This is a genomic window from Cupriavidus basilensis (assembly GCF_029335485.1).
Taxonomy (GTDB): domain Bacteria; phylum Pseudomonadota; class Gammaproteobacteria; order Burkholderiales; family Burkholderiaceae; genus Cupriavidus; species Cupriavidus basilensis_E.
In genome coordinates, this window is the sequence record NZ_JARJLM010000470.1 from 1 (window position 1) to 382 (window position 382).

At 66.2% G+C, this 382-nt stretch carries 1 protein-coding gene; it reads left to right on the forward strand.

Going from position 1 to position 382, the window contains the following annotated elements; genetic code table 11:
• The coding region (locus P3W85_RS29005) for a malic enzyme-like NAD(P)-binding protein (RefSeq protein ID WP_276267289.1) at positions 1–382 on the forward strand (382 nt) is incomplete at both ends.

Genomic DNA, 382 nt, shown 5'->3' on the forward strand with positions numbered 1-382 from the left:
GCGCATGAACATTCCCGTCTTCCACGACGACCAGCACGGTACCGCCATCATCTCGGCGGCGGCGCTGCTCAATGGCCTGAAGGTGGTGGGCAAGGATATCGCCAAGGTCAAGCTGGCGGTATCGGGCGCCGGCGCGGCGGCCATCGCCTGCCTGGACACCATGGTGAGCCTGGGCGTGACCCGCACCAATATCTCGGTGGTGGATTCCAAGGGCGTGATCTATACCGGCCGCGATGCCAATATGGAGCCCAACAAGGCCCGCTACGCGCAGGAAACCTCGGCCCGCACCCTGGCCGACGTGGTCAACGGCGCCGACGTGTTCCTGGGCTGCTCGGCCGCCGGCGTGCTGACCGCCGAGATGGTCAAGACCATGGCCGACAAG